Annotated in this window: 13 protein-coding genes; 6 read left to right on the top strand and 7 right to left on the bottom strand. The window is 69.4% G+C overall.

The features are described 5' to 3' along the window. Positions 1 to 61 precede the first annotated feature (61 nt). From H7A85_RS10540 to H7A85_RS10525, 4 genes are read left to right on the top strand one after another with little or no spacing between them, the layout of a single operon-like run. Positions 62 to 766, top strand: coding sequence for an LPS biosynthesis glycosyltransferase (locus tag H7A85_RS10540; RefSeq protein WP_182085901.1), 705 nt, complete (start codon positions 62 to 64; stop codon positions 764 to 766). Further along, the gene (locus H7A85_RS10535) at positions 763 to 1,887 is read left to right on the top strand and encodes an acyltransferase (protein WP_182085900.1); all 1,125 of its coding nucleotides are present in this window, start codon (positions 763 to 765) and stop codon (positions 1,885 to 1,887) included. Before H7A85_RS10540 ends, H7A85_RS10535 begins: the two co-directional genes overlap by 4 nt. After that, positions 1,884 to 3,218, top strand: coding sequence for an oligosaccharide flippase family protein (locus H7A85_RS10530; RefSeq protein WP_182085899.1), 1,335 nt, complete (start codon positions 1,884 to 1,886; stop codon positions 3,216 to 3,218). The genes H7A85_RS10535 and H7A85_RS10530 overlap by 4 nt, the downstream gene beginning before the upstream one ends. Further along, positions 3,215 to 4,198 carry a glycosyltransferase family A protein gene (locus H7A85_RS10525; protein ID WP_182085898.1) on the top strand — a complete coding sequence of 328 codons (984 nt, stop codon included), beginning with the start codon at positions 3,215 to 3,217 and terminating at the stop codon, positions 4,196 to 4,198. Before H7A85_RS10530 ends, H7A85_RS10525 begins: the two co-directional genes overlap by 4 nt. Positions 4,199 to 4,201: 3 nt before the next feature. On the opposite strand, the gene H7A85_RS10520 is transcribed toward H7A85_RS10525, so the two are convergent. Beyond that, positions 4,202 to 5,428 carry a glycosyltransferase family 4 protein gene (locus H7A85_RS10520; protein WP_210270240.1) on the bottom strand — a complete coding sequence of 409 codons (1,227 nt, stop codon included), beginning with the start codon at positions 5,426 to 5,428 and terminating at the stop codon, positions 4,202 to 4,204. Continuing rightward, positions 5,425 to 6,780 (bottom strand): O-antigen ligase family protein, encoded by a 1,356-nt coding sequence (locus H7A85_RS10515; RefSeq protein WP_182085897.1) that lies wholly within the window; start codon positions 6,778 to 6,780, stop codon positions 5,425 to 5,427. The genes H7A85_RS10520 and H7A85_RS10515 overlap by 4 nt, the downstream gene beginning before the upstream one ends. 189 nt (positions 6,781 to 6,969) lie before the next feature. Between H7A85_RS10515 and H7A85_RS10510 the strand changes: the two genes are divergently transcribed. Continuing rightward, complete coding sequence (locus tag H7A85_RS10510) at positions 6,970 to 9,717, top strand: glycoside hydrolase family 9 protein (RefSeq protein ID WP_182085896.1); 2,748 nt, start codon at positions 6,970 to 6,972, stop codon at positions 9,715 to 9,717. 30 nt (positions 9,718 to 9,747) lie between these two features. Here the strand turns inward: H7A85_RS10510 and H7A85_RS10505 are convergent, their stop codons facing one another. Next, a complete protein-coding gene (locus tag H7A85_RS10505; RefSeq protein WP_182085895.1) occupies positions 9,748 to 10,656 on the bottom strand; it encodes a WecB/TagA/CpsF family glycosyltransferase in 909 nt (302 codons plus the stop codon). Between the two features lie 299 nt (positions 10,657 to 10,955). Between H7A85_RS10505 and H7A85_RS10500 the strand changes: the two genes are divergently transcribed. Beyond that, entirely contained in the window at positions 10,956 to 12,155 is a 1,200-nt protein-coding gene (locus H7A85_RS10500; RefSeq protein ID WP_182085894.1) for a glycosyltransferase family 2 protein, read from the top strand. Between the two features lie 9 nt (positions 12,156 to 12,164). On the opposite strand, the gene H7A85_RS10495 is transcribed toward H7A85_RS10500, so the two are convergent. From H7A85_RS10495 to H7A85_RS10480, 4 genes are read right to left on the bottom strand one after another with little or no spacing between them, the layout of a single operon-like run. After that, complete coding sequence (locus H7A85_RS10495) at positions 12,165 to 13,142, bottom strand: hypothetical protein (RefSeq protein ID WP_182085893.1); 978 nt, start codon at positions 13,140 to 13,142, stop codon at positions 12,165 to 12,167. Next, entirely contained in the window at positions 13,135 to 14,400 is a 1,266-nt protein-coding gene (locus H7A85_RS10490) for a glycosyltransferase (protein WP_182085892.1), read from the bottom strand. The genes H7A85_RS10495 and H7A85_RS10490 overlap by 8 nt, the downstream gene beginning before the upstream one ends. Further along, complete coding sequence (locus H7A85_RS10485) at positions 14,397 to 15,101, bottom strand: 4'-phosphopantetheinyl transferase superfamily protein (protein ID WP_182085891.1); 705 nt, start codon at positions 15,099 to 15,101, stop codon at positions 14,397 to 14,399. The genes H7A85_RS10490 and H7A85_RS10485 overlap by 4 nt, the downstream gene beginning before the upstream one ends. Next, entirely contained in the window at positions 15,101 to 19,768 is a 4,668-nt protein-coding gene (locus H7A85_RS10480; RefSeq protein WP_182085890.1) for a MupA/Atu3671 family FMN-dependent luciferase-like monooxygenase, read from the bottom strand. Before H7A85_RS10480 ends, H7A85_RS10485 begins: the two co-directional genes overlap by 1 nt. Positions 19,769 to 20,020: the final 252 nt, after the last annotated feature.

Raw genomic sequence — 20,020 nt, 5'->3', positions numbered from 1 at the left:
TAGGGGATTGATGTCCAGGTTGTGTTAAACACCGGCATCGTTCGCCCGATCGGAGACAGGAATGCTGAACGCGTTCGAGCGCCGTTTCGTGATCAATCTTCGCGAGCGCACCGACCGTCGCTCCGAGACGGAAGCGGAACTCGGCCGGATCGGGGCAAGCGCCGAGTTCGTCGCCGCGACGCGGCCCGTCGAGACGGGCGGCTTTTCCTCGATCGGCGAGCACGGCGCCTATCTCAGCCATCTCGAACTCTGGCGGCGCTCCGTCGGCTGCGCCTCCATCCTCGTCATGGAGGACGACGTCGCCTTCGATCGCGGCGGGCGTGTCGCCGAGTTCGATGCCGCACCACTGCCGCCGGACTGGGACATCCTCTATCTCGGCCACATGCAGCACCCGAGCGTACGGCGCGAGTGGCGCGAGACCGGCCTCGTCGCCATCGCGCCGGACGCCGAGTTCATTGGCCTCCATTGCTACGCCGTGAACGGGTGCGCGCTGGAGCGGCTGGCGGCGGCCGCCGCGCGCTTTCTCGCCCGCGAGCGCGGCCATCCCGACGGCGGCGTCATGCCGATCGACGGCGCGCTCAACATCGCGCGGCGGCAGGAGGGGTTCCGCACCTACGCCTTGATGCCCCCGCTCGCGCACCAGCGGGCGTCGCGAACCGATATCGGAGCGCTCAAATGGTTCGACCGGATGCCCGCGCTCGCCGGCGCGATGCGCCTTGCCCGCCGCGCCAAGGATGGCCTGCGCCACGCCGGTGCGGGGCGATGAGCGCGGCCGGGACCCGAATGGCGAGGGAGCGGGCCCCGCTCCTGATGCCGGGACGCTCGCTCGCCTCGATCCAGACCCTGCGCTTCGTCGCGGCCCTCGTCGTCGTGGTCTACCATGGCGGCATCGCGGGGCGACATCACGGGTTCCTCGGGCCGGCCTATGATCGCCTGCTCGCCCTGTCGGTCGCCGGCGAGGCGGGGGTCCACGTCTTCTTCGTCATCAGCGGCTTCATCATGGTCTATGCGACGGCGGGCCGGTCGCAGGCCGGAGGCGGCGCGCTGGCGTTCCTGCGCCATCGCTTCGAGCGGATCTATCCGGTCTACTGGCTCTACGCCTCGCTCTATCTCCTGTTCCATGTCCTCGTGTTCCGAACCGTGGGGCTGGAATGGCGGAGCGTCCTGCCGGCCCTGGCGCTTTGGCCGGGAAGTTCGGCGGCCATCATCGGGCCGGGCTGGACCCTGTCCTACGAGGTGTATTTCTACCTCGTTTTCGGCCTTTGCATCGCGCTGCCGGTGGTTCTGTCCTTGCCGGCGCTGACGCTGGCGCTTCTGGCGATGATCGCTTCCGGCATCGCGTTCGATCTGTCCGGATCGTTCTGGCAGGTCGTCACCAACCCGCTGCTGCTCGAGTTCCTGGCCGGCGTCTGGGTCGCCAAGGCGCTGATGACGTGGCGCATTCCCGCCTGGGTCGGCGATCTCGTGCTTCTCCTCGGGGTCGTCGGGTTCGCGGCAGGGATCGCCGCCGGGCTTCCCGACATTCCGACCGTGATCCTGTGGGGGATCCCCAGCACCTGCCTCGTCTTCGGCCTCGTCCGGCGCGAGATCGGCAGGGGCCTGCCACGCCTCTTCGCCCGCCTGTCGCCGCTGGGGGACGGGTCCTATTCGGTCTATCTCCTCCACAACCTTCTTCTCGACATCGCCCTTCTCGGCCTCGTCTTCGTCGCGGGCATGCCGCATGGCGGCGGGCTCGCGGTGGCCTTCGCCATCCTCCTGTCCTGGGTCGCGGGGCAACTCGCGTTCGAACGGATCGAGAAGCCCTTGTTCCAGGCGCTTCGGCGCCGACGCAAGGCGCCCACGCCCGCCGTTCGCCTCGCCCTGCGCGAAGAGGGCGCGCGATCGTGAACCTTTCGGAAAAGTTCGTCCTGCGCGGCACCGCCTGGACCGTCGGCACCTACGGCGTGTCGACGGTCCTGCGCTTCGGCTCGAACGTCGTCCTGTCCCGGCTCGTGGCACCGGAAGTGTTCGGCGTGATGCTGATCATCAACACGCTGCGCAACGGCCTGGAGCTTCTGTCCGACGTCGGCATCGGGCAGAACATCGTCCACAGCCCGAACGGCGGCGACAGGGCCTTTCGCGATACGGCCTGGACCATCCAGCTCCTGCGCGGCCTGTTTCTGTTCGCGATCTTCTTCGCGGCCGCGACGCCCTTGTCCCGGCTCTACGGCCTGCCGACGACGGCGTTCGAGATCGCCGCGCTCAGCATACCGCTTCTGGGCGCTTCGTCGATCTCGATCTATCTCCTGCAGCGGCGTCTGCGCGTCGTCGCGCTCAACCTGTTCGACCTCGCCATGGACGCGGTCGGGGTCGTGTTCGTGGTCGGCTTCGCGCTGATCAGCCCGACGATCTGGTCCCTGATCTATGCGACGGTGGTGGCGACGGGCGTTCGCACGGTGGCGACGTTCTTCCTGCCCGAAGCGGCCGTGCGCTTCGAGTGGAACCGCGACCATGCCGGGCGGATCCTGTCCTTCGGGCGCTGGATCTACATCGCCTCGCTCCTGTCCTTCGCCTGCGCCAGCGTCGACAAGCTGTTCCTCGGGCAGGCCATTCCGCTGGCGGTGCTCGGCGTCTACGGCATCGCGCGCAACATCGCCGAGCTTCCCGCGGCGCTCGCCGGGCGCCTCGGGCACTCGCTCCTGTTTCCGCTGATCTCGGGCGAGCGCGACCTGCCGCGCGCCCTCCTGCACGCGCATCTCGTGCCGATCCGCCGCAAGCTCCTGATCGCCTGCGCGGCCGCGATCGGCCTCGGCGCGGCCTTCGCCGACGTCGCGGTCGATCTCGTCTACGACGCGCGCTATGTGCAGGCCGGCTGGATGCTGTCGGTCCTGCTGCTCGGCGCCTTCGTCGCCGTTCTCTGCTCGCTCAACGAATACGTCCTTCTGGGTGTCGGCCGCCCGCTCTGGGGGGCGGGGGGCAATCTCGCCAAGCTCCTGTGCCTCGCACTCGGGCTGACGGTGACCTGGGGCACGGTGGGCCTCGGCGGGGTGATCGTGGTGATCGCGCTCGCGGATCTGCCGCGCTATCTGGTGATCGCCGCCGGCCAGATCCGCGAGCGCCTGCCCTTCCTCGGGCAGGACCTCCTGGCGACGCTGCTCCTCTTCGGCACCCTGGCGCTGGCGAGCGCGGTCCGCTGGCAGCTGGGATACGGCACCGCCTTCAGCGGGATGGCGTGGTGAGCGTCCGGGCGGAGGGCATCGGCGTCGTCGTCATCGGGCGCAACGAGGGCGAGCGGTTTCTGGCTTGTTTGGATTCCCTCGGCGATCTCACGGCGCGCGCCGTCTATGTCGATTCCGGCTCGACGGACGGGAGCCGGGAAGCAGCCCGCGCTCATGGCGTCGCCGTCGTGGAACTCGACCTTTCCCGCCCGTTCACGGCGGCGCGCGCCCGCAACGCCGGATTGGCCGAGCTGGAACGTCTTCTGCCCGATCTCCGCTTCGTCCAGTTCGTGGACGGCGATTGCCGGTTGGCGCCGGGCTGGATCGAAGCGGCAGCCGGCTTCCTCGCGGCCCATCCTCAAGTCGCGGCCGTGGCGGGGCGTCGGCGCGAGATCCACCCCGAGCAGACGGTCTACAACCGGCTTTGCGACGCGGAATGGGATACGCCCGTCGGCGAGGCGCTGGCGATCGGCGGCGATTGCCTCATGCGGGCGGAACCCTTGCGCGCGGCGGGCGGCTATGCGCCCGATCTGATCGCCGGCGAGGAGCCCGAGCTTTGCGTGCGCCTGCGGGCGGCGGGCTGGACGATCCAACGGATCGATGCCGAGATGACCTCGCACGATGCGGCGATCACGCGCTTCTCGCAATGGTGGCGGCGCATGGTGCGCGGCGGCCATGCCTTTGCCGAGGTGGCGGCGCGCCATGTCGGCTCGCCCTTCGGGATCTGGCGCCATGAGGCGCGGCGGGCGCTCGCCTGGGGTCTAGTGCTGCCCGCGCTGATCGTGCTTGCGGCTCCTGTCGTGCATCCGGCCTTCGGGCTGGCGGCTCTCGTCTACCCGCTGCAGGTCGCCCGGCTGGCGTTGCGCGACCGGGGCGAGGGTGCCTGGACTCGCGCCTTGTTCCAGACGCTGGCGAAGTTTCCCGAAGCGCAGGGCGCCCTGCGCTTCCATCTCCACCGGTTGTCGGGGCGCGGGCGGGGGGCCCTTATCGAGTACAAGTGAGCGTCAGGTTCGCTCGGCGAAGTGGCGCGACAGCGCCGCGCCTTGCGCGTTGCGGTCGTGCAGGCGCTCCACGCGGGCCCGCCCCGCGAGACCCATGCGCGAAAGCTCGGCGAGGTCGGCCCGGAGCGCGGCCTCCATCGCGCGGGTCAGCGCGGCCACGTCGCCCGGCGGGATCAGCCAGCCGCAGCTGTCGTCGACGAGTTCCGGAATGCCGGCGATCGTCGTGGTGATGACCGGTCGTCCCAGCGCGAAGGCTTCCATGATGACGATCGGCAATCCTTCCGCGTAGCTCGGCAGGAGCAGCGCGCGCGAGGAGGCGAGAAGCGCGCGCACCTCGTCGCCCCGCGCCCAACCGTGGAGGATCACCTGTTCCCCGACGCCGTGCTCGGCGATCGCCCGCTCGACCTGCGGCCGGCTTTCCCCGTCGCCGACGAGGAGCACCCGGATGTCCGGCAGCGTCGCCGTCAAGGCCGCTACGGCAGCGGGAATGTGGACCTGCCCCTTGGCCGGGCAAAGCCGACCGACGCAGACCAGCACCCGGTTGCCGGCCTCCACCGGCGGCGCCGGCTGGAAGCGCGGCAGGTCGAGCCCGCAGCGCACCGTCACGATCCGCCCGCGATCCTCCTTCCGCGCCAGCCCTTCCAGAAGGGCGCGGGCGTGGTCGGTGATCGCCACGGTGAAGGCGCTCCGCTCGATCTTGGTGCGGAAGCCATGGCCTTCGGCCCCTACGAACTCGTCCGGCCCGTGCGCGGTGAAGCTGTAGCTCGGGCCGCCGAGCGTACGGCAGAGCATCGCGACGGCCGCCGGGTTCGTCCCGTAGTGCGAATGGATGTGGGCGATGCCGAGACGCGCCGCCTTCTGGCGCAGGCTGGCCGCCTGGAGAAGATAAGCCGCATGGCGCAGCACGCCGCCTCGCGCCTGCCGCAGGAGGCCGAGCGCTGCCCCGAGCCCCTTGGCGAAGGCGAGGGGGCGGGTCAGGAGTTCCCGCAGGCCCGATGCGATCAGGTTCGCCTTGGACCCCTCCATGAGATAGGTCGTCGCCCGCTGTTCGCGCAGGTCGGCCGGGTCCACCAGGGCGCCGGGGAAACGGCGGACGGCGAAGCGCGAGACCCGGTGGCCGAGGGCTTCCAGCGCCTCGATCTCGTTGCGGATGAAGGTCGCGCTGGGCGCCGGGTAGGTGTTGAGGAAATAGCCGAGCGGAATCGCGGGCCTGGGCGGTTCGTTCGTCATGCCGGAACCCGCGCCGCGCCGGGCGCCTCGTGTGGCGCTGCGGCGGCCGTTTTGCGAAGATGGGCCTGCGCGGCGAGCGCGAGGCCGAAGGTCATTCCCATCGTGGTGAACAGCACATATTGCACCTCGCGGGCGTAGATCACCCATTCGTAGAGCGATTGGAGATAGACCGGCACCAGCGACAGGCCGAGCCCGAAGATCAGGTGCCCGCCGAACGTGCCGCGCACGCGCCAGCCGACGACGAGAGCGGTGACGAGCGGCGTCGCCAGCATGGCGATGAAGGCGGCCATGCCGAACCAGCCGGCTTCCGCCGCCGTCAGCCAGAACGCATTGTGGACGAGGCTCTCGCGGCTGCCGCGCGCCACGCCCGCCCGGTACGAATAGCCCTCGTCGCGCGCGATGTGGACATAGTGGTTGGTGCCGACGCCGAACGGATGGTCCGCCACGATCGCCTTGGCCGAGGCGGCGAAGGCGGCGCGCTCGTCGTAGACGTCCTCTCGCAAGGGGGCGGCGTGGAAGCGGTTTTCCAGCGTCGAATAGGCGAGCGGCCCGGCGACGACGAGAACCAGCGCGGCCGAGCCGGCGAAGGCGATCTTGCGCAGGGTCAGGTGCGACAAGGCGAGCGCCCCATAGGTCAGCGCCATCCCGGCGGCTGCCATGCCGATCGTGCCGCGCGAGGCGGTGAGGATCGCGACGGAGGCAGCGGCGCCGACGCCCACGAGGTTTCGGAACGTGCTGGAATGGCTGGTGCCGCGATGAAGGAGCATGGCGAGGTGCGGCACCAGAACCATGTGCGCGATCATGCCGAGCGTGTTCTGGTGGACGAAGAGCCCGCGCGCCTGCGTGAAGCCGAGAAACAAACGCTGCTCCAGCGATACGGCGAGCTGGACGCCGATGCCGACCACCATGCCGAGCAGGATGCGCGGGGCGACGTCTTGGTCCGCGCGGCAGGCATGTGCCACCACGATCATCAGGAGCACCATGCGGGCGTATTGCCAGACCCCGAAGAAGGCGGCCATCGGCTCGTCCGCCTGCCCCATCGAAAGCGCGAGCGCGAGGCCGAAGACGAGCGCCGGCAGTTTGAGCCAGAGCGGAAGCGGGGAACCGCGAAACGCGAAGAAGGCGGCCAGCATCGCGATGTCGAGAACGGTGACTTCCAGCCCGTAGACATAGCCGACCCACGTGTCCGCCCAGCTCACGAGGCCGATGTCGAAGACGGGCAGGCCGGGCGCCAGGAAGGGCAGGGCGCCGACGACCACCCAGAACAGACGCGTGAAAGCCGGGCTCGCCCGCAGCATCATGCAGAGCGGAACGGCGAGGATTAGCGCATAAAGAAGGGCCAGGAACTTCACGACGCGCGGTCACCCGACGAACGCGAAGCCCAAAACGATCGCAACGTCTCGTTCATCATGGTCGGCATGCGGGTTTCCATGCGACGCGCTTGTTTCCCTGATCTTTCATCTTAGCCGATAGGCAGGACGTGTGGCCTGCCCACCCCCCTGGTTGTGGTCCATATTCGTCTCGAAGGGTTAAGATACGCAGTGTTCCGGACGCTCGTGACCTTGCCATGCCTCGCCGCCCTCGCGGGTGCGCTGATCGCCCTTTTGCCGCCGGACGCGAAGGCGGAGCCTGCCTTGCGCGAGATCGCGATGGCCGCGCCCGACATCGTCGCCCTGACGCTGGAGGGCCCGCCGTTCGAACGCGGCAGGCTGATCCGCCTCGATGCGCCGCGCTCCGAGCCGGTCGGCACATGGGTGCGACACGGCGAGGGGTGGGGGCTCGTGGTCGGGCCCGAGCGCGACCATCTCCGGCTCGCCGACACGCCACCTTCGAGTTTCCTCGACCGCGCGTTGGCCGACGATGCCGCGAACTACGGGCTCGTCGGCCAGCGCCGCGTCACCGCCGTGTATCGCAAGTCGATGCCCTACGATTCCGGCCTGTATCGTGGGCCCGGCGGCGAGGAGCGCTCGGGGGCAAGCTTTCGACACCAGCTTTATCTCAAGCTCGACGGGCCTCTTCGCGAGGGCGAATATGCGCTGGCCGCCCCCGGCGTCCTGCCGGCGGATACGCGTTTCGCCTTCGACGACGGGCGAACGCGTGCCGTCGCCATCCACGCGACGCAGCTCGGCCACCGGGCAAACGACCTCGCCAAGGTCGGCTTCCTGTCGCTCTGGCTTCCTGGCGGTCCCGATCAGGGGGCGGTGGATTTCCGCCGCTACGCGCTGAAGACGTTCCGCGTCGTCGACGATGCCGGCGCCTCGGTCTTCGAAGCCCCGATCCGCCTGCGCGCCGGCCCCGCCGACCCCGAGCCCGGCAACGGGCTTGCCCACGACCTCGTCGACACGCTGGATGCCGACGCCGACCCCGTTCCGATCCGCGCGCTGGAAGGTGTCCGCATCGTCACGACGGAGCCGCACGGATTGAAGGCCGGCACGCGCGTCGGTCTTCAGCGCTTGAACGGCGATCAGGACGCGGCCGCAACCTTCGGAACCGTGACCGAGGCAGACCGGACGAGCTTCGCCCTCACCGAACTCGACGGTCCCGCCCTGCCGGGCCATGCGCAGCCGGGTGCCTCGGTGACGCCCGCGCACCAGACGAACCGGGCGGGGACCTTCGTCTTCGAACTCGACTATTCCGCCTGGAAGCCGAAGGCGCCCGGCGCCTATCGGCTTCAGGTGCCGGGGCTCGGCGTGTCCGACCCGTTCACGATCGCCGACGACATCTGGCTGCGCTCGGCCGCGTTGTCGCTCGGCGCGCTCTACGACCACCGAAGCGGGATTGCGCTGGACGACCGGGCCGGCTTCACGCGGCCTGCCGCCTTCCGGCCGGGGAATGGCTTTCGCGTCTGGCGCTCGCGCCTGCCGCTCGCCTGGTCGTCGGAATTTGCCGGCGGCTTCGTGCCCTTCGCTGAAGGGGCGAAGGAGCCGTGGATCACGCGAAGCCTAGCACCGGCCGACGCCTGGGGCGGCTACATGGATGCGGGCGATTGGGATCGACGCATCCAGCACGTGGAAGTCTCCTCCCTGCTTCTGGAAGTGGAGGAGGCGATCGCCCGCTCGGGCGTGTCGACGCGCTCGCTCCCCATCCCCCTGTCCAGCGCCGTTCTTTCCGACCCGATCTACCGGGGCACGGACGCGCTGCCCCCGCTCGTCCACGAGGCGATCTGGCTTCTCGATTTCTACCGGCGGCTCCAGGGCGCGGACGGAAGCATTCCGGGCGGCATCGAGAGCGCCGGGCATCCACAGAAGGGCGAGCCGAGCTTCCTGGAACACCGGACGGTGTTCGCCTATGCGCCGGACCACCTGTCGAGCTACCTCTACGCCGCCACCGCCGCCAAGCTCGCGCGCACGCTGCGCGAAGCCGGTAGCGCCGAACTCGCCGACATGTTCGAGGCGAGCGCGCTCGCCGCCTGGCTCTTTGCCGAAGCCGCCTATGCCGACCCGGACACGGCTCTCGCGTCCTCGATCCAGGCCGGCGAGGCGGCGGGCGCGTTCGATGCTGCGTCCTGGTCCGAGCGGCGGCGCGCCATGCAGGCGCAGGCGGGCGAGCTTCGCGTGGCCGCCGCCGCCGCGCTCTATCGGCTGGATGGAAGCCGGGCGCGGGCGCGAATCTTCGAGGAGGCATGGGACGGCGGCTGGGATCTCTACGCCCACAAGGGCGATGCCGCCTGGGACTATCTCCAGGCGAAGGGCGGCGATGCTCGGATCAAGAACGAGATCGGTAAGATGATCGTGGCCGAAGCGGACAGTCTCGTCGCCGCGCAGGATCGCTTGAGCTATCCCGCGATGAAGCACCCGTTCGCGCCGGCCGGCTGGGGGCAGGGCGGCTCTCCGGATTACGGGGCGACGATGCTTCTCATGCGCGCCCATACGCTCAACGGGGACCCCCGCATCCTGAAGACGATGGAGCGTGCGCATCATGCGATGCTGGGCGCCAACCAACTCGGCCTCAGCCTGATGACGGGGGTCGGCGTGCGTTCCGTCGGCGGCGTCCTGCACGAGGACAGTCTGGCGATGGGCGTCGGCGTGCCGCCCGGCATCACGGTCTATGGATGGGCGCCGCAATCGGCGTCCGCCTTCGGCTGGATCTTCGGCCCGCCCTGGTCGGCGCTGCCTGAAACCGGGCGGGACGAGGATGCCGAACACCGCCGTATCGAGCCGGCGCGCTTCGCGCTGCCCTACTACGAGTACCTCGTCGAGCACCCGAGTCTCGTCATGCAGATGGAATACACTGTGCAGCAGACGATCGCGCCGATGGCCACCTTGGCGCTTTATCTCGTGGCCAACTGAGCTGCCCCGCAGGACGTTCTCCCGACGAGGTCAGTGCGCGCTTTGCGGACCCTTGCGGGATTTGGAAGCGTCGATCCGCCGTCCGGTCCGGGAGATCACCACGGCCTTGGAGCGCCGGTCGCGCGTCACGGGAAGCGGGGTCTGCGGCGATGGCCGCCATCCCGCGTCTGCCGCCTTCCGATCCGCTTCGCGCGTCATGAGGCCGAGGAAGGGGGCGAGCGAGAACGCATAGCGCTTCCACAGGCGGCCGGGGTCGCTGGCCACGCGGTGGAGCCATTCGAGCCCCGCCCGCTGCATCCAGCGCGGTGCGCGGCGCTGAAGGCCGGTGATGAACTCGATCGAAGCGCCGATGCAGAAGGCGGTGCCGCGCGCCTCCGGATCGCGCGACATCAGCCAGGCGATCCGCTCCGACTGGGGCGAGCCGACCGCGAGAAAGATGAACCGGGCCCGGCAGTCGCGCGCGAAGGCGGCGCAGCGGGCGAGCTCCTCCGGTTTGCCCCCGAGCCCCGCCGGCGGCACATGGCCGTGGATCTCGAACTGGGGAAAGCGCTCGACGAGACGATCCAGCGCCAGCTGCGAAGGGGCAACCACGGCGACGCGCGACCCATGCGGCATCACGCGGCCGAACATCGTGGCCGTCAGGTCCGACCCGGTGACGACGGGAATGCCGCGGCCGAAAAGCCAGCCGGCGAGGCGCACGGGGCGGCTGTCGCACAGCGTCAGCCAGGCACCTCGGTAGATGTCGACGAGTTCGGGCTGTCGCGACAGTCGCACGACGTGGTCCACGTTCGGCGTCACGACGTAGCGGAACTTCGCGTCGTGATCGACCGTCTCAAGAATTTCGATGATGTCGTTGAAGACGATCCGCTGAAACGCGACTCCAAGAAACCGATCGCTGGCCCGTCTGAGAAGGGGAACGCCGTCGAACGCCAGTGTCATCTTCTTCTCCCCGAGGATGCGTCGAATTTTATGCAAGTCGATGAGTGTCGCGAATGGGTTACAGCAGTTTAATTGTTCGCTTGGAAGTTGGTGGCGACTATCATCTATTGAGACGGTTAACGTGGCGGCACTTGCCGTATGAAGCGGGCGTTTCATAGGGTCGAAGGTGGTTTCGGCGCTCATTGAAGCGCAACGGCGGACGAGCGGCGGCATCCACCATGGGTTGCGTTCGGGTGGCGTTCGCGATCGCGTAACCGCCGGCATGCGAGGTTCGTCCGGTTGCCGCTCGAGGGATTGCCATGCCGACCATCCTGCAGACGATCCTGGCCGTTCCCGCCTTGGGGCTCTTGATCCTGACCGGCCTCTTCGCCCTGGAGGTTGCCGCCGCCTGTCTTCCCGGGCGCCGGCGCAATACTGCGAGCGGCGTCGCCTCGGGGGCGCCGGCGGATCTCGCGGTGCTGGTTCCCGCCCATGACGAGGCCGGCGGCATTGCAGGAGCCATCGAGAACCTTCGGGCGCAGGCTTGGAGCGGCGTTCGCATCCTCGTAGTCGCAGACAACTGCCGGGACGAGACGGCCCGGATCGCGCGCGGTGTCGGCGCGGAAGTGATCGAGCGGTTCGACAGCGAGCGCCGGGGAAAGGGCTACGCGCTCGATTTCGGCCTGCGCCACCTCGCCACGAATCCGCCGGCCGTCGTCGTTGTCGTGGACGCCGACTGCCGTCTGGCACAGGGTGCCTTGGCTCGTCTTCACGAGATGGCTGTCAGCGAACGCCGCCCGGTCCAGGGTTGCTATCTCATGCGCTCGCCGCCCGAGGCGCGGATCGGCATGCGGGTCGCGGAACTCGCTTTCTTGGTCAAGAACCGTGTCCGCCCTGCCGGCCTCCAGCGGATGGGCCTGCCGTGCCACCTGACCGGAAGCGGCATGGCCTTTCCCTGGGCCCTGATCCGCGACGCCGATCTCGCCCATTCCAGTCTGGTGGAGGACATGCGCCTCGGGCTCGATCTGGCACTGACAGGCTCGGGCGCGCGCTTCTGCGAAGACGCCCTGATCCTCAGCGACTTTCCGATGTCGGAGCGCGGCGCCCAAACGCAGCGCCGGCGCTGGGAAGAGGGGCATCTGGGGATGATCGCCCTGGCGGCGCGTCACATCGCCCGCGCCGTTCGGGCGAGGCGGCCGGCAAGCGCGATGCTGGCGCTCGACACGATGATCCCGCCGCTGACGCTGCTGATCCTCGTCGTCGGAGCCTTCTTTGTGCTGGTGATGCTGGCGCAGCTCGCCTTCGGCCGGGTGCCGCTGCCGCTGGCCATGGCGTCCGGCGCGCTCGGGCTTCTCGTCGGATCGCTGTTCGTGGCCTGGGTGCGGTTCGGGCGTGCCGTCCTGCCGATGCGGCTCGCGCTGCACGTTCTCCCCTATGCCGCTTCCAAGGCGGGAATGTACGCACGCATGGCGCTCGGCTCGCGCAGCGCCGGCTGGATCAGGACGGACCGGGATCGGTAGGCGTCGGGCTCAGAGCAACAGTCGCCGATACAGGGCGAGGGCGTGGCGAAGCCGGCTGGCCTCCTTGCGCCAGACGCTTTCGCCGGATTGTCCATAGGTCGCTTCCATATAGTCGGTATAAGCCGGCACGAAGCCAGCTGGAGTGGCGCCCCGGCAGGGATCGGCCGGAGCACCGGCGGCCCGCCAATCCTTCGCGAATCCGGCGGCAAACTGCGAGACGGAGCGTACCTGCGCGGGGTCGAGATCGGGCGGTGCCCGCAGCGAAGCCGCGCGCTCGCTCCCGACCAGGAACTCGGCCGACAGCCGGGCGAGAAAGAAGCCGCCGAGCGGGCTGACGTGAACGCGGTCCGTGAACATTGCCTGCGTGATCGCGCGCGGCGCCGTGCCCTCGAAGCCCGGGAAGGCGTCGGGCTCGGCTGTGAGCGCCGCGACAAGATCGGCCAGCGCGAGCGAGGCGGGAAGGACGCGGATCGCGTCGGATCCCTCGCCGGCTCGATGCGCGAGGCAGGCCCAGACCGGGGCGGCTCGGCGTTCGAATTCGACCCAGGCTTCCGGCGCCTCCGGGTCCGAAAGATCGGCCCAAGATGTGTAGAAGACGGTCACGCCGGAGGGGTTGAGGGCGCGAAAGCGCTCGTGCATCTCACGCAGGCTCCCGACCGTGTCCGCGAGCGTCATCGCATCGAGAAGGCGATGCTGCTCGGTGACGAGGAGGATGTCCGTATCGGCGGAAGGGCCGGTATCCCGTCGCTGGCGAATGGTGGAACCGTCGATCGAGTGGGACACGACGTCGAGCGGAGGCGTCATCCTGTTCAGCGGACCGATCAAAGGCGTGGTGAGGCTGTGCCCGGACACGAAAAGCTTCCGCGCGCTCTCGATGGGTCGGGGAGCCGCGATACGTGCGGGGTCGGGCGCTTCACGGGCGGCGATGAAGGCCGCCCCGGTCAGAAGCGCGCCGAGGCCGAGAGCGAAGACCCGAGCCTTACGCATGAGCCGCGATCAACCCGGCGCGCTCCGCGTAGAGCTTGGCCTCGTCGAAGCGGCGGCCCGAGACGGCGGCTTGGCGCACGAGGGTTCCGAGCCGTTCCCGGTCGCTCGCAAGTCCCGCCAGGGCGCGCCCCAGCGCCTGCGGATCGTTCGGCGGGACGGGAAGCGCGCCGCCGGAGCCCTCCACCAACCCGGACGCGTATCGGCTTTCGTAGCCGACGAGCGGACAGGCGGAAACGAGGGCCTCCACGAGGCAGCGGGGCGATTCCGGCGTCTTGTGGCAGAACAGGAAGATGTCGGCCTCGCGCATCGCCTGGAGCACGGTCTCGCGGTCCGAAACGAAGCCGGCGAGCTCGACATGGGGGCCGAGCCCCAGGCGCTCGACCGCTTCGCGCATGGCGCCGAGCATCGGCCCGTCGCCGAGCCAGCGCGCCCGGAAATCCAAGCCTTGTGCGTGCGCTTCGGCCAGCGCCTCCAGCCAGTCGATCGGCCCCTTCATCTCGGCGGCGCGTCCGGCATAGAGGATGCGCACGGGCGCGCCAGAGGCGAGGCGCTCGATCTTTGCGGCGATCGCAGCCTCGCCTATGAAGTCCGCCGGGCGCGTGTGGACGTCGTAGACGCAGGCCGGGTTGGCGCACCCCGCCGCATAGGCGTCGAACGTGTCCATGCCCTGGAAGAGCCCGAGGCTGCTGCCGGCGATCAGGCGGCGATGGTAGGGTTTCATCAGCGCGATCGACGCGCGTTCCTTGAGCCGCCGTTTCCACGGCATGGCATGCAGTGTGCGGGCTATCGTCTCGTGCTCGACGCGGTCGAACCACACGGCGTGGCGCCGATCTTGAGCGCGCGCTTCCAGCGCTGCGACGGCGCCCCAGTCGCCTGCGAGATAGCCGAGCGTGAAGCAGAGGTGATCGGCAGCCGCGATCTCGCGGCCGAGCTGCCGCCGCGTCGCGCGGTAGGTGCGCGCGAAGGCACCGATGCGATAGGCCATGGGCAGGGCCAGGAAGCGCATGCGCTCGGCGCCGGGAATGCGGCGCACCGGGACCCAGTTGGCCGTGGTGTTCTCCTCGCGCTCGCCCTTCAGGAGGATCCCGGCATAGGTGACGGCGGCGAAATGCTCCGCCCACCGTTCGAGCCCGGCCGCCGTCTGGTCGTCGATCTCCAACCCTTGCGCCCCCCGGCGCAGGCGCACGGCGGTGACGAGAAGCAGCCGGCCTCCCATGGGCTGCGGCTCGACGATCTCCGTCGTTCGGGCAAGGCTCAACGGTCGCCTCCTTCGCCGGTGCGCAGAACCGCGCCGCTGATCACATGCGCGCCGTCCTGGACGCAGAAGCCCGCGATGGCGTCGCCTTGGGCGAACGGGCCGACACCGCGCATGAACCGGGCGGTGAACCACGGCCCGCCAGTCTCGAACGTCACATGGAGATCGTCGAATTCCAGCATCGCGCCGCTCAAGGGATACTGCGCCTTGTAGGCGCATTCCTTCGCGCCGAAGAGCATCCGCGCGCGCAGGAGTGCGTCGTCGCCTTCGAGAAGGGCCTGCTCCTCTGCCCTCGCGATGAAAGGGATGAGATTGACGTCCAGCGGCTCGGCGGGCTCGATATCGAGCCCCAGCGACAGGATGCCGTCGCCGGCACGTGCGACGGCTGCGCCGCACAGGTCGGCGCAATGGCTGATCGAGCCGGTCCAGCCCGCCGGCCATTGCGGCGCGCGGTCGGCCCCGGCCGGGATCGTCAGGGGAGGGGCGCCGAGTTCGGCCGATGCGAGGCGAACCAGCGCCCGCCCAGCTCGGAACTCCGCGCGGCGCTTGGGGACGACCGACGCGATCGCCCTCTCTTCCGCCGGGAGCGCGAGCGGCCACGGCGCGCGCGGGTCGCCGAAGGCGAGAGCGACGCCCGGACCGAACAGGGCCCGAAGATCCGATCGTTGCTCCGGCGGAAGCGCGCGCGCGGGGGCCGACGCCATCAGCCGCCGCCCCGCGCGCGCTCCATTTCGGCGCGGCGACCGCCGAGCGCAGCGCGCCGCTGCGCCGCCCGGTCGGCTACCCGGTCGAGGCGTTCGTTGCCGCCCGTGCGGTTCGACAGGTGCTCCGCAAGGCCCCGAACCGTTGGAAAGCGGAACAGGTCGGTGATCGCCATGTCCGGCGCGACGCTCGCCTTCAACTCGCGATGCGCCTGCACCGCCAGAAGCGAGTGGCCGCCGAGCGCGAAGAAGCTGTCGCCGGGTGCCACCTCGGACAGGCCGAGCACCCGAGCGAAGCATTCGGCGACTGCCCGTTCCATTTCGCCCGCCGGAATGCCTGGAGCACCGAGGACGGGAACCAGCGGCGGCGCTTCCACGGCGGGGGCGCGGGTTGGCACCGGCGCGTTGCCCGGCTTCGGCAAGGCCTTGCGGTCCACCTTGGCGTTGGGCGTCAGCGGAAAGGCCTGGAGCGTCATGAAATGGGCCGGCACCATGTAATAGGGCAGGCGCTCGGCCAGATGCGCACGCAGCGCCGTCTCGTCCACCGCGCCTGCGGGGGTGCGCAGATAGGCGACGAGGCGCACGTCGCCCGGCCGGTCCTCACGCGCCACCACGACGGCCTGCGCGACGCCGGGGAAGGCCTCGATCCGTTCCTCGATCTCGCCGAGCTCGATCCGGTAGCCGCGCACCTTCACCTGATGGTCGGTGCGCCCGAGGAACTGGAGCGTGCCGTCCCGGCTCCGCGCCACGAGATCGCCGGTCCGGTAGATCCGACCGGGCGCGAAGGGGTTGGGCACGAAGCGCTCGGCCGTCAGTTCGGGGCGCCCATGATAGCCGCGCGCGACGCCCGCGCCGCCGATGCAAAGCTCTCCCGGGCTTCCCGGCGGTACCAAGCGAAGCGCCTCGTCGAGCACGTAGAGCTGCGTGTTGGCGATCGGCGTGCCGAGCGGCACGACGCCGCCTGTATTCTCGGCGCGTGTGGTGGAGGACCAGATCGTCGTCTCGGTCGGCCCGTACATGTTCTCGATCGTGGCGTCCGTCGCGGCGCGAAGCTCAGCCAGGAGGGCGGCCGGAAAGGCCTCCCCGCCGACGAAGAGGTGGGCGAGACGCCCGAGCGCTCGCCGGTCCTCGTCGTCCGACAGGAACATGCGCATCATCGAAGGCGTCGCCTGGAGATGGGTCGCCCTGTGTGCCGCGATATCCTCGGCGACGCTGCGTCGGATCGTCGGCGGGGAGTCCGCGTACGTCGGCCCGAAGGCTGCGACGACTTCCGCCAAGGGCGATAGCCGTTCCAGCGCCAGATCCTCGGCCACGCCGAAGTCGATCAGGCAGGCGATCTCGTCGACGCCGATGGCGACGAGTTCCCCCGCGCGGTGCTTGGCATCCTCGACCGTGCCGAACAGGCCGCTGTCGTCGAAGTAGCGGGCGAAGGCGAATTCGAGGATCGCATCCATCTCCTCCGCCGACAGGCCCTGGAGGTCGATATCGAGGGCTTGGCCAAGGCCCGCCGGCTTTCGGAACGCGGGAAAGGCCCAGGCATATTGCTTGATGAGGTTGGCGGCGGTCTTCAGGTAGGCCTTCATCGGCTCGCGCGCCCGGGCGCGGACCTCCTCACGGTCCTCGCCCAGCAGCGTGTGGAGCATCAGGACGACCTTGAACTCGGCCGGGTCGCGCCCCGTCTCGCGAAGCGTCCGCCGGTAGAGCGCGATCTTCTCGCCGACCTCCGCGATCGACTGGCCGAGAAGATGGGTCAGGACGTTGGCCCCGAGCCGGGCGGCCTCGACCCAGGTGTCCGGGTTGCCTGCCGTCGTCACCCAGACGGGCAGTTCGCGCTGGATCGGGCGGGGCTGCGTGACGACGGCGGCGCTTCGCCCCTCGCCGAACGGATAGGGGAGCGCCTCGCCGCGCCACAGTCGGCGCACGGTGTCGATGTCGCGCAGAAGCGCTTCGCGGTTGTGCGGCGGCGCGTTCTCCGGGCGCAGGACGAAGTCCTCCGGCATCCAGCCGGATGCGAAGGCGAGGCCGACGCGCCCGTCGCTCATGTTGTCGACGACGGCCCATTCCTCGGCCACGCGCAGCGGATGGTGGAGCGGCAGGACGCAGCTTCCCGCGCGGATCGCGACGTTGCGGGTGAGGGCGGCCACGGCCGCGGCGGTGACGGACGGGTTCGGGAAGCCGCCGCCGAAGGCGTGGAAATGGCGCTCCGGCATCCAGACGGCCGAGAAGCCGTTGGCGTCGGCAAAGCGCGCGCCGTCGAGAAGCAGCTTGTATTTCTGCGAACCCGACCCTTCGTTGCTGCCCCAGAAGAACAGGCCGAAACCGAGCTTGCCGGCGCTGTCCGCCGCGACCAGCCCGGCCGATTGGCTGCGCACCTCCGGCGAATGAACGACGACCTTGAAGCCGCGCGCCAGCGTCCAGAAGAGTTCGAGCACCGAAATGTCGAAGGACAGGCTGGTGACGGCGAGCCACACGGGCTGAGCTCCATCGGCTCTCTTCGCCGGAACCCGCTCGTCCATGCCGGCGAAGAAGTTCGCGACGTTGCCGTGCTCCAGCATCACGCCCTTCGGACGGCCGGTGGAGCCGGACGTGTAGATGACGTAGGCGAGGTCGTTCGTCCCGACGGGAACGGCCGGACGGCTCGTCGGCGCGTCGGAGGCGAGAAGGTCCTCGATCGCGGCGAAGCGCACGGTTGGTGTCGCGATGGAGCCGAGGAGATGGCGCTCGGTGAGAACGATCGGCGCCGCGCTGTCCTCCACCATGTAGGCGAGCCGATCGGTGGGAAACATCGGGTCGAGCGGCACATAGGCGCCGCCGGCCTTGGCGATGGCGAGCGCGGCGACCACGAGCGATGTGGAGCGCGAAAGGTGAAGGCCGACCATCGTGCCCGGCCGAAGCCCAAGCGAGACGAGGGCGTGCGCCACCCGGTTGGCTTGGGCTTCCAGTTCGCGATAGGTCAGGGAGCCGAGCGCATCGACGACCGCCACGAGATCGGGCGTGCGGTCGACCTGCGCCTCGATCAGCGCGTGGAGCGTCGTTTCGGGCAGCGGCGGGCGCGCGGTGTCGTTGAGATCGAACAGAAGGTGGCGCTTTTCGTCCTCTCGCATCAGCGGCAGGTCGGCAAGGCGCTCGGGCCGCGCATGGGCAAGGGTTTCGGCCACGAGTTGCAAACGCGCCGCGAGATCGCGCGCGTCCGCGGCTTCGATGCGGGCGGCATCGAAGACGAGCCGGCAGGTACTGTCGTCGGGCAGGACGAAAGCGAGGGCCGCCCCGCTCGGCACGTCGGCGATATCGCCCTGGCCTTCCACGATCGCGGCCGTCAGCCGAACCGGCGCGAGGCCCGGCTCGCGCATGGGGAGATCGGCAAGGTGCGGTCCGTGGCGGCGCAGCGCGGCGAGTTCGCCGGCGACGATGGCAAGGAAGCCCTCCGTCGAGGTGTCCGCTCCCGCCGCGACGTTGAGCGGACGGGCGGCTTCGAAATAGCCGGGGAAGCGGAGCGCGCTCGCGCGCGAGGCGGCGTCGGAATAGGCGAACGAGGCCGCCTCGCTGCGTGTGAGGAGAAGAAGAAGCGCCGCCGCCGCGCCGACGCGTGTATCGGCGTCGAGGCCTGCGAGAGACGGGAGGTCGATCGACTGCAGGTCACGCGAATGCCCTTCGCGAAGGGGGGCGACGCCGAGAAGGTCGAAGTCCGCCGCATGGGCGAGGCGCCGGCGCGCGGCGCGTTCGAACCGGGCCGCCTTCGCCACGGCCTCGTCCAGCGCTTGGCGCTCGTTCTGGGAAAGAAGCGGCAACACCGTACCGGGCATCAGCGGTACGGCGGGTTCCTCCGCCAGTTCGACTTCGACGACGCCGTCCGTCGCCGCGATCCGAAGTCGCAAGCCGTTCGTGCCGAGCACCGTACCGGGCTGTGCCCCGAACGGGACTGGCTCGCCCGGAAGGACGCGAAGAGTCGCGACAACCTGCGGTCCGTCCGGCAAAAGCACCTTGGCGGTCACGAGCGGGTTGCGATACGAGGCGCCGAAGTCGAGCGCGCGCACGAGACGGTCGAGCTCGCTCGTGGACCGGTCGAAGCGCAGCGTTCCGGCGAGCGGCGGGCGGTCGGTGAGGCCGAAATAGCTGCCGGGTTCGACCGGCTGGGGGAGCCCATGCGCTTCGCCGCGCTCGATCCGCTCGACCAGCTCAGCGAAGGCGTCGATCGCGGCTTCGAAGCAGCGCGTGTTGAGGAGGAACGACGTGTCGTCCGCAGCGATCTCGAAACGGCGGCTGGCGAGGATGGCGCCCGCGTCGATGCCGGCCGTGATCTCGTGCCAGGTGACACCGTGTTCGCGCTCGCCCGTCATGATCGCCCAGGCCGGCGCATTCAGCCCGGCATAGCGCGGCAGCGGCCCGTCGTGGAAGTTCGCCGAGCCCTGGCGCGCCTGGGCCAGGATTTCCGGGCACAGGACGAAGAGGTTGGCCGCCGAGAACAGCCAGTCGAACCGGAAGGCGGCGAGGCGCTCGGCAAGGTCGGCCCCGCGCGGCAAGCTGGGGATGCCTTGGGCGAGGGCATAGTCCCGGATCGGTCCGGAGTCGGTGACGATCGCTGACACCGTGTGTCCGCACGCCTTGAGAATCTCGGCGCATTGCACGAGCAGCGTCTCGTCACCGACCAGGAGAGTGGAAAAGCCCATCATGGCGACCTTCGATGTCGGATATCCGTGGATACGGGCACACTTGCCGCGTCACACGCCAAGATTGCCATCCGACCTGCGGTTTGTCAGACGAGAAGTAGATGTGAGGTTAATAGCGAAATCGATCAAATGCTGCAGGACTGTTTACCGTAGAGGGAGGTTTACCAATACGCCGAACATTTGATGCTTTGCCTTTAGACATTCTGGGCATTCTATCCGGCAAAGGAAGACATGGATCGCGATCCGTCCGGCGTG

This window comes from Aureimonas sp. ME7 (genome assembly GCF_903970965.1).
Lineage (GTDB): Bacteria > Pseudomonadota > Alphaproteobacteria > Rhizobiales > Rhizobiaceae > Aureimonas.
Note: the sequence above shows the minus strand (reverse complement) of the source record. Positions and strands in the feature narration are given on the sequence as shown.